Below are 8,584 nucleotides of genomic sequence, written 5' to 3'. Positions count from 1 at the left end.
AGGGAGCCGAGCCGGTCAGCTACGCCGACGTCGAGGGGATCGTGTTCGCGATCGATCTCGCCGGGATCGTCGACGGCGGCCGGGTCGAGGTCGATGACGGCACCTTGGTGGTGCGAGAGGCCCATGCGGTCACGCTCGTGCTCACCGCGGCCGACTCCTTCAGCGATTGGCGCACCCCGCCGGGACAAGATGTCGACGCCGTGCTCACCCGCGCGGTCGATGACGCGGTCACGGTCGCGGGCACCGACTGGGCGATCCTCCGTGAGCGGAGCGTGACAGATCACGCGGCGCTGCAGGACCGCGTGGTCCTGCAGCTGACGGATCCCGATACGGAGCGCGCGGCGCTGGATGTCAGGCTCACCCAGGTGCAGGCCGGCGGCGCCGACGACGAGCTGATCGAGCGACTGTTCGACCTCGGCCGGTACTTACTCGCCGGCTCCTCCCGGCCCGGCACGCAGGCTGCCAACCTGCAAGGGATCTGGAACGAGATGCGCCGCCCGCCATGGTGCTCCGACTGGACCGTCAACATCAACACGCAGATGAACTATTGGCCGGCTGAGGTCACCGCGCTGGCGGAGTGTCACGAGCCGCTGGTCGATCTGGTGACCTCACTGGTCGACTCCGGATCGACCACAGCACGGGAGATCTACGGTGCGCCGGGCTGGGTGACGCACCACAACGTCGACCTGTGGCGCACGAGCTGGCCGGTCGGCGCGGGCACGGGAGCGCCGTCGTTCGCGCTGTGGCCGATGGGTGGTGTGTGGCTGGCTGCGCATCTGGTTGAGCACGAGCGCTTCGCGCCCGATGAGACCTTCCTCGCCGGCGTCGTGTGGCCGACGCTGCGTGGTGCCGCCGAGTTCGTGCTGCACCTCCTTGTGCGTGATCCGCGGCCGGGGCCGACTCAGGGCAAGCTGGTGACGGCGCCATCCACGTCGCCCGAGAACGGGTTCATCGACGAGCGTGGCCGTGTGGCCGCGGTCGATGCCATGGTGACGATGGACCTGTGGCTGGTGCGGGAGCTATTCGGTAACCTCGAGGCCGCGGCGCTCCGGCTGGGGTTGGCAGATGACGAGGTTGCGGCCGCGGCTCGCGAGGCGTCCTCGCACCTCCCAGACATCCCGGTGGGCGAGGATGGCCGGCTGCTGGAATGGGCGACGCCGCGCGGCGAGGGAGAGCCGGGGCATCGCCACATGTCGCACCTGTACGGCGTCTTCCCGGGAGGCGAGATCGACCACTGGTCTGCGCCGGAGCTCGCAGAGGCGGCTCGCGCCTCGCTGCGGGCTCGACTCGCGGCCGGCGGTGGCCACACCGGCTGGAGCCGGGCGTGGCTGGTCTCGCTGTGGGCTCGACTCGGCGACGGCGACGCTGCGCTGGAGAGTCTCGACATCATGCTCCGGGAGTCGGTCGAGGAGAACCTGTTCTGCCTGCACCCACCCGCCTGGTTCCAGATCGACGGCAACTTCGGTGTGACGGCCGGGATCGCCGAGATGCTGCTGCAGTCGCATACCGACGTGATCCGGCTGCTGCCCGCGCTGCCGAGGCGGTGGCGGACCGGATCTGTGCGGGGGTTGCGCGCTCGCGGCGGCGTACAGGTCGACCTCACCTGGGCAGCGGGGACGCTCACGGAAGCGCGGTTGACAGCCGCCCGGGACATCTCGGTGCAGGTGGCCGTGGGATCGGGCGAACCTCACACGCTCGACCTGCGGGCCGGTGAGCCGCAGGAGGTGCACGCCCAGTCGTCGGCGTCACGACTGTCGTAACACCGCGACCAGGAACTCGGAGTCCGGCTGCCACGGACGCAGGTCCCACGTGGAGAGTGCGACGTCGAGGGTCAGGCCGGCGTCGCGCGCATCGTCGAAGAACTCCTCGAACGGGTAGCCGCGGCCGGCGCCGAAACCGGCGACGAGGCGCCCGCCCTCGGCGAGCACGGTGGCGAGGTTGCAGAGCACCAGGCCGCGGGTGCTGGGTGCCAGGAACGTCATGACGTTGCCGGCGGAGACGACCACGTCGAACCGCTCGCCGGCGAGGTCGAGCTCGGCGAGGTCCTGCGTGATCCAGGTGGCGTCGGGGTGCTCGGCCTGCGCCGCCTCGATCAGCACCGGGTCCACGTCCACGCCCACCACGGTGTGGCCGCGCCGGGCGAGTTCGCCGCCGAGCCGACCCGGACCGCACCCGGCGTCGAGCACGCGCGCGCCGCGTCCCACCATCGCATCGACCATCCGGGCCTCGCCGTGCAGGTCCTGCCCGGCATCCGCCATGGCCTTGAACCGCTGGATGTACCAGTGCGAGTGCTCGGGGTTCTGCTCGACCTGTTGCGTCCAGAGACTCTTCTCCACCATGGCGCCATTGTCTCCGATCGCCTCGCCGAGCCGGGGAGGGCCCGGCGAGGCGGCGGGCCTCAGGAGAGGGCGCCGAGGGTGTCGGCGAGCGGGGTGGTCGGGCGACCGATGAGGGTGCTGAGGGTGCGATCGTCGGAGTCGAGGGCGCCGGCGGCGATCCCGGCGTCGAGGGCGGCGACGAATCCTGCGGTGCCCTCGTCCAGGCCCGCGGCCTGGAGCGCCTCGAGCTGCTGCTCGGACGTCAGCGGCTGGTAGGTGACCTCGCGCCCCAGCGCTCCGCCGATGGCGTTCGCCAGCTCGGTGTAGTCCCATGCGACGTCGCCGGAGAGCTCGTACGTCTTGTGGGCGTGGGTGTCGTCGAGAGCGACGACGGCGGCCGCGTCGGCCAGATCCTCGCGGCTCGCGCTCGCGACGCGTCCGGACCCCGTGGCTGAGGCGAGGATGCCGGTCTCGCGTGCACGCTCCACGTCCGGGGCGTAGTTCTCGGAGTACCAGTTGTTGCGCAGGATCGTGGCGGGCACGCCGGAGGCGGCGAGCGCCTGCTCGGTCGCGACATGCTCCGGCGCGAGCGGCAACGGGGAGGAGTCCGCTCGGTACAGGCTCGTGTACACGATCCGACCCACGCCGGCCGCCTTCGCGGCGTCGATCACCGCGGTGTGCTGGCGAGCCCGCTGGCCCACCTCGGAACCGGACACGAGCACGAGGGTTGCGACGCCGTCGAGCGCTGCCGGGAGCGTCTCGGGGCGGTCGTAGTCGAGCTCGACCACGCGGACGCCGTCGGGCACCTGGGCGCGCTCGGGCACCCGGGCGCCGGCGACCACATCGGCGGGCGCGGCCCCGCGCGCGAGCAGGCGCTCGACGATCAGGTGTCCGAGGTGCCCGGAAGCGGCGGTGACGAGAACGGTCATGGTGGTGCTCCTTCGAGTAGTGGCAGGTCCGTCATGCCGCTCAGCGCGGGCCCGTGACCAAGCATTCCCACCTTGGGGTACGCACCTTTCGGTAAGGTACTGGCATGGCGGTAAGTCTTGCAGATCTCCGCGCCGAACAACCCGGTGTGTTCTCGCACGCGTGCCCCACGCGCACCGTGCTCGACCATGTGATGAGTCGGTGGGGCGTGCTCGTCCTATGCACCCTCGCGGAAGGCACCAAGCGCTGGGGCGAGCTTCGTCGCGAGGTCGAGGCGATCAGCGAGAAGATGCTCAGCCAGACGCTGCGAACCCTCGTGGCCGACGGCCTCGTGGACCGCCACTCCTACCCGATGGTGCCGCCGCACGTGGAGTACCGGCTCACCGAACGGGGTCAGCAACTCGTCGATCGGATGATGCCGCTGCTGGAGTGGATCAGCGTCAACGCTGCCGAGATCGTCGGGGATCAGCGCACACCCTAGACCGGGTCGCGCACCAGCGGGCAGGTCATGCAGTGGCCGCCGCCGCGGCCACGGCCCAACTCGGAGCCGACGATCGTGATGACCTCCACCCCGGCGTCGCGCAGCGCGGCGTTCGTGAGCGTGTTGCGGTCGTACGTGAAGACCACCCCCGGCTCCACCGCGACCGCGTTGTTGCCGCTGTCCCACTGCTGGCGCTCGGAGGCGTACTCGTCACCGGGGGTCTCCACGACCCGCAGTCGCGACAGGCCCATCTCGCGCGCGACCACGTCCACGAACCTGGCGTCACCCTCGTCGGTGATCTCGACTCCTGGCGCCCGGTCGCCGGGCCGCAACGTGAAGGCGCGGATCCTGTCCACGATCGCCGGGTGCACGGTGACCAGGTCGCGGTCCGCAAACGTGAACACGGTGTCGAGATGCATCGCAGCACGCAACCGAGGCATCGCGGCGACCACCATCGCGGAGGCCGCACCGCCGTCGAACAGTTCCTTGGCGAGCTGGCTGATCGCCTGACGAGAGGTGCGCTCGCTCATCCCGATGAGCACCACGCCGTCACCTACGGGCATCACGTCGCCGCCCTCGAGGCTTGCCTGACCCCAGTCGCGTTCTGCATCGCCCCACCACACGTGGGCGTCGGAGTACTCGGGATGGAACCGGTAGACGGCCTGCATGAGCAGCGTCTCGTCGTGGCGTGCCGGCCAGTAGAGCGGGTTGAGCGTGACGCCGCCGTAGATCCAGCAGGTGGTGTCACGCGTGTAGAGCGTGTTCGGCAGCGGCGGGATCAGGTAGTCGCGGTCGCCGCGTGAGAACTCGGCCAGGTTGACGTGGCCGGTGCGGTGATCGGCGGGCAGGTCGGTGGTGGTGAGGCCGCCGATCAGGTAGCGCGCGAGCTGCGCGGGACTGAGCGAGTCGAGGTAGGCGCGCGTGCCCTCGACCAGGCCCAGGCCCACCCGGTTCGCGATCACGCGGCGGTCCAGCAGCCAGGTGCGGGCCTCGTCGATCGCAAGGGTCTGGCCCAGCAGGTCGTGCAGCTCGGTGACCTCCACGCCCCGGTCGGTCAGGGCGTCCACGAAGTCGGCATGATCGCGCTGCGCGGTCTCCACCCACATCACGTCGTCGAACAGCAGATCGGAGGAGTTCGTGGGGGTCAGCCGCTCGTGCGCGAGCCCCGGTGAGCAGACCAGCACCTTGCGCAGGCGGCCGACCTCGGAGTGGACCCCGAGCATGGGTGTGGTCATCACGGCACCTCCCTGGCGTGCTGGCAACCTATCCGACGGCGTACCCGCCCACCCGTACTCTGGATATGTGCCAGAGGACTTCCTCATCGCGAAGAACCCCGAGGAGGGCAGCACGCTGCCGTACCTGCTGCGGCTTCCGCTCGGTGCGGAGGGTGTAGTCCTCAAGGCGCGGGAGACCTGGCCGCGCACCGGCAAGGTCTACTGCCACCGGGCGGTCGGCTGGCCCGCCGACCCGGAGATCGTCGAGACAGTCCCGGTGCGCTCGTGCGTGCGCCGCGGCGCCGCGATCGACCTCGTACTCGACCGTGGCCGGGAGAACCGCAGCCAGTTCGTGCTCACCCGCATCAAGGGCGGCCGCGAGGCAGTCTTCTGGCAGACGGCGCGCACCGCCAAGCAGGCCCGGCCCGCCGGGGCGATCCCCACCGCTCGCGCGCAGGGGATCGCGGACCTCGAGATCGTGGTCGACAGCCACGAGCGTTACGCCTGGTCGTTCAAGGACCAGCAGGTGGTCACGCGCAGGGCCGCGCTCGCGGCCGGCGACTACGCCGTGATGGTCGACGGCGGTGTGGTCGCCTCGGTCGAGCGCAAGAGCCTCCAAGACCTGGTCAGCACACTCACCTCGGGGAAGATGCGCTACCTCGCTGCCCACCTCAGCGAGCTGCCGCGCGCGGCGATCGTGGTCGAGGAGCGGTACTCGAAGGTGTTCTCGCTGGAGTTCGTGCGCCCTGCCGTGGTGGCCGACGCGATCGGCGAGCACCACGCCCGCTTCCCCGATGTGCCCATCGTGTTCTGCGAGACGCGCCCGCTCGCGCAGGAGTGGACCTACCGGTTCCTGGCGGCCGCGCTCACCGAGGCCGGCGGTGAGGCTGCGGGCAGCGAGCGCACCGCCGCAATCGCCAGCGGCGCCGCCCCCGCGGCGGCCGAGATCCGCGCCTGGGCCCAGGACAACGGCTACCGCCTGGGCGACCGTGGCCGCATCCCCGCCGAGATCCGCGCCGCCTTCGATCGGCGGCACGACTAGCGCGTGTCTGACGCTCTCAGGCGTTCGCAGTCAGCCGCCCGGGCTCAGGGCGGCGGGATCGATCGTGACCACCTCGCCCGTGCGGATCGAGGTGTATGCGGCGTGCACGATCGCGGTGCCGCGGAGCCCGGCGCGGCCGTCGGGCTGTGGTTCATCGCCCGTGCGCACGACCTGCAGGAACTCGGCGACCAGCGCGGCGTCCATGTCGTCGCCATACGGCAGCCAGGCTTGCCCGCGGCCGGTGATGTGCCCGTCGACGCGCGTGCCGAAGGCGTCCATCCTGGCGAGCCCGTCGGCGCCGACGACGTCGAGCGTGAGCCCGCCCCAGGTCGGGTAGTCGGCGGGCCGGCTCCAGCTGCAGTCGATCGTGACTAGCACGCCGCCGGCGTACCGCACCTGCACGAGCCCGGCGGTCTCCACGGCGCTCTCCGGGTGCAGCAGCCGGTTCGCGCGCGCATGTACGGAGACGGGGGAGTCGCCGTGCAGCAGGGCGTCCATGAGGTCGATGACATGCACCGTGTGGTCGGTGACCGCACCGCCGCCGGCGAGCTCGGGGTCGGTGAACCACGGCCGGTCGCCGGGGACCTTGCCGTTGTTGGTCCCGGTGACGGCGAGCAGGTCGCCCAGGTCGCCGCGCTCGATCGCGGCGCGCAGTGAGGTGAAGGCGGTGGAGAAGCGCACCGGGTGGGCGATCATCAACCGCCGACCGGCCGTATCGGCCGCGCGCACCATGGCGGCAGCGTCGGCGACCGAGGTGGCCATCGGCTTCTCGCACAGCACATGCGCCCCGGCCGCGAGCGCGGCCTCCGTGTGGTCGCGGTGCCGCACGTTCTCCGAGCACACGATCACACCGTCGGGCCGCCAGGCGAACAGCTCGTCGAGCGATGCTGACCAGCCCGCACCGGTGCCCTCGATCGCCGCGGCGCCGCGCCCTGCCTCACCCGGTGTCGCGTGCGGATCGGCGACCCGCACCTCGACGCCCGCGGCCCGCAACGCCTTCAGATAGGAGAACGCGTGCCCGTGCGCCAACGAGATGATCCCGATCCGCGTCATGCCGCCACCCCTTCAGCAAGCCGCACCGTGCCGCCCGAGGCGATCGAGCGCAAGGCGGCCTCAGCCACGCGAACCGCTGCGACGCCGTCGGCGGCTGCCAACCGCGGCTGCGGCCCCCCGCGCACCCAGCGCAGGAAGTCCGCGAGAATCAGCTGGTACGGGCTGGTGCCTGCGATCGGTGGTAGCAGCCCGGTCGAGCCGCCGACGTCGCGTGCATCGATCACCACCTCCGGCTGCGCCGTGGAGTCGTGCTGCAGCAGCCCGCCCGTGCCCGCGACCTCGAACGTGGTCCGGAACTGCGTGCCGGGCGGCCCCCACGTGCCGGTCACATAGCTGAGCGCGCCGCTCGCGTGCACGAGCACCACCTGCGCCGAGGTGACCCGCTGCGCGGTCGGCGCGGTCTGCTGCGCGGTCACCTCGACGACGTCGCCCGCCAGCCACAGCGCCTGGTCCAGGTCGTGGATCATCTGGTCGAGCACGATGCCCCCTGACGCCGCGACGTCGTGGAACCAGTCCCGGTCCGGCCGCGACCCGGTGCGCGAGAACCGCAGCACCGCCAGCTCGCCGAGGTCGTCGTTCTCGACGGCGGCGTGCAGGGCCTCGTAGGCCGGGAACCACCGCACCACGTGCCCGGGCATGAGCCTGACGCCTGCGGCATCGGCGAGGGTGACCAGCGCCTCCGCCTCTGCTGTTGTGCGGGCGAGCGGCTTCTCGCAGAACGTGTCCAGCCCAGCAGCGACCGCGGCGCGCACGTGCTCGGGGTGCACGGTGGTGGGCGTGCAGATGTCGACGAGGTCAGCACCGTGAAACGCCTCCTCGATCGAGGTGACCGCCACCGCGCCGGGTGTCGCGGCCGCGAGCTCCTCGGCGCCGTTGACCGAGAAGATGCGGACCTGCGCACCGAGGGCGGCCCAGCCGTCCACATGCGGGCGAGCGATGCCACCGGCGCCGAGAACGGCGACGACGGGTGAGTCAGATCCCATGCGGTCTCTCCTGGGGTACGTGGTCAGCGGGGTCGGACCGTCAGTGTCTGGGCGCTCACGGCGAACGGGCCGCGCTCATCGTGCAGCACGCTGTGCGTGAGGCCGAGGCCGGTCGCCCCGTAGACGACGGTCGTGTCGGTGCCGAGCCAGCCGCGCGTGGGTGCACCGAGCAGATGGATGGTCAGGTCGACGTTCGGGAACAGCACCTCGGTGGGTGGCCGCCGGGGCGTCACGCCGTTCGTGATGTCGATCAGGCCGAGCGTCGTGGCCGTGTCGCTGACCTGCTCGCCGATGAGCAGATCGACGTGCGAACGGACCCAGGCGACCGCACGACCTGGCTCGGCCTCACGCCGTCGGACATCAACAGACCGGATGAACCCGCCAGGCCAGACGTCCGAAGCCACGATCGGCTGCACCTCGTCCGGGGCGGGGATCCGATCGAGCCCGCCGCCGGCGATCGCCGCGGTGTCGTAGCCGGCCATCAACCAGGCGCGCGCGAGCACCACCGGCCGGCCGGCGTGCGCGAGCGTGGCCTGCACGAGCTCGACCGTGCGCCCTGGGCGCAG

General features: G+C 71.4%; 9 protein-coding genes. 3 read left to right on the top strand and 6 right to left on the bottom strand.

Annotated elements, in window-relative coordinates; translation table 11 throughout:
* Positions 1–1,760: glycosyl hydrolase family 95 catalytic domain-containing protein (locus ACOJSN_RS05405; protein ID WP_420111485.1), on the top strand; the 1,760-nt coding region annotated here is incomplete at its 5' end.
* Here ACOJSN_RS05405 and ACOJSN_RS05400 read toward each other — a convergent pair.
* Together ACOJSN_RS05400 and ACOJSN_RS05395 are read right to left on the bottom strand one after the other, a co-directional pair.
* Complete coding sequence (locus ACOJSN_RS05400; RefSeq protein WP_420111484.1) at positions 1,746–2,339, bottom strand: class I SAM-dependent methyltransferase; 594 nt, start codon at positions 2,337–2,339, stop codon at positions 1,746–1,748. The genes ACOJSN_RS05405 and ACOJSN_RS05400 overlap by 15 nt on opposite strands.
* Before the next feature lie 59 nt (positions 2,340–2,398).
* Positions 2,399–3,247 carry an SDR family oxidoreductase gene (locus tag ACOJSN_RS05395; protein ID WP_420111483.1) on the bottom strand — a complete coding sequence of 283 codons (849 nt, stop codon included), beginning with the start codon at positions 3,245–3,247 and terminating at the stop codon, positions 2,399–2,401.
* A gap of 104 nt (positions 3,248–3,351) precedes the next feature.
* Between ACOJSN_RS05395 and ACOJSN_RS05390 the strand changes: the two genes are divergently transcribed.
* Positions 3,352–3,726, top strand: a complete 375-nt coding sequence (locus ACOJSN_RS05390) for a winged helix-turn-helix transcriptional regulator (RefSeq protein WP_420111482.1) — start codon at positions 3,352–3,354, stop codon at positions 3,724–3,726.
* On the opposite strand, the gene ACOJSN_RS05385 is transcribed toward ACOJSN_RS05390, so the two are convergent.
* Positions 3,723–4,961, bottom strand: coding sequence for an arginine deiminase (locus ACOJSN_RS05385; RefSeq protein WP_420111481.1), 1,239 nt, complete (start codon positions 4,959–4,961; stop codon positions 3,723–3,725). The genes ACOJSN_RS05390 and ACOJSN_RS05385 overlap by 4 nt on opposite strands.
* 67 nt (positions 4,962–5,028) lie before the next feature.
* Here ACOJSN_RS05385 and ACOJSN_RS05380 point away from each other — a divergent pair, with 67 nt between their 5' ends.
* Entirely contained in the window at positions 5,029–5,982 is a 954-nt protein-coding gene (locus ACOJSN_RS05380; protein WP_420111480.1) for an Lsr2 family DNA-binding protein, read from the top strand.
* 30 nt (positions 5,983–6,012) lie between these two features.
* On the opposite strand, the gene ACOJSN_RS05375 is transcribed toward ACOJSN_RS05380, so the two are convergent.
* From ACOJSN_RS05375 to ACOJSN_RS05365, 3 genes are all read right to left on the bottom strand, one after another.
* Positions 6,013–7,035, bottom strand: a complete 1,023-nt coding sequence (locus ACOJSN_RS05375) for a Gfo/Idh/MocA family protein (protein WP_420111479.1) — start codon at positions 7,033–7,035, stop codon at positions 6,013–6,015.
* Positions 7,032–8,018, bottom strand: coding sequence for a Gfo/Idh/MocA family protein (locus tag ACOJSN_RS05370; RefSeq protein ID WP_420111478.1), 987 nt, complete (start codon positions 8,016–8,018; stop codon positions 7,032–7,034). Before ACOJSN_RS05370 ends, ACOJSN_RS05375 begins: the two co-directional genes overlap by 4 nt.
* 23 nt (positions 8,019–8,041) lie before the next feature.
* Positions 8,042–8,584: thioesterase family protein (locus tag ACOJSN_RS05365; protein ID WP_420111477.1), on the bottom strand; the 543-nt coding region annotated here is incomplete at its 5' end.

Origin of the sequence: Pseudactinotalea sp., from assembly GCF_048594945.1 — a bacterium.
Classification (GTDB): Bacteria; Actinomycetota; Actinomycetes; order Actinomycetales; family Beutenbergiaceae; genus Pseudactinotalea.
This window is presented reverse-complemented; position numbering and strand designations above follow the sequence as displayed.

Excerpts from the sequence above, each read along its gene's own strand:
- ACOJSN_RS05395 (WP_420111483.1), bottom strand. The coding sequence starts at position 3,247 with ATGACCGTTCTCGTCACCGCCGCTTCCGGGCACCTCGGACACCTGATC.
- ACOJSN_RS05370 (WP_420111478.1), bottom strand. The coding sequence starts at position 8,018 with ATGGGATCTGACTCACCCGTCGTCGCCGTTCTCGGCGCCGGTGGCATC.
- ACOJSN_RS05375 (WP_420111479.1), bottom strand. The coding sequence starts at position 7,035 with ATGACGCGGATCGGGATCATCTCGTTGGCGCACGGGCACGCGTTCTCC.
- ACOJSN_RS05390 (WP_420111482.1), top strand. The coding sequence starts at position 3,352 with ATGGCGGTAAGTCTTGCAGATCTCCGCGCCGAACAACCCGGTGTGTTC.
- ACOJSN_RS05385 (WP_420111481.1), bottom strand. The coding sequence starts at position 4,961 with ATGACCACACCCATGCTCGGGGTCCACTCCGAGGTCGGCCGCCTGCGC.
- ACOJSN_RS05400 (WP_420111484.1), bottom strand. The coding sequence starts at position 2,339 with ATGGTGGAGAAGAGTCTCTGGACGCAACAGGTCGAGCAGAACCCCGAG.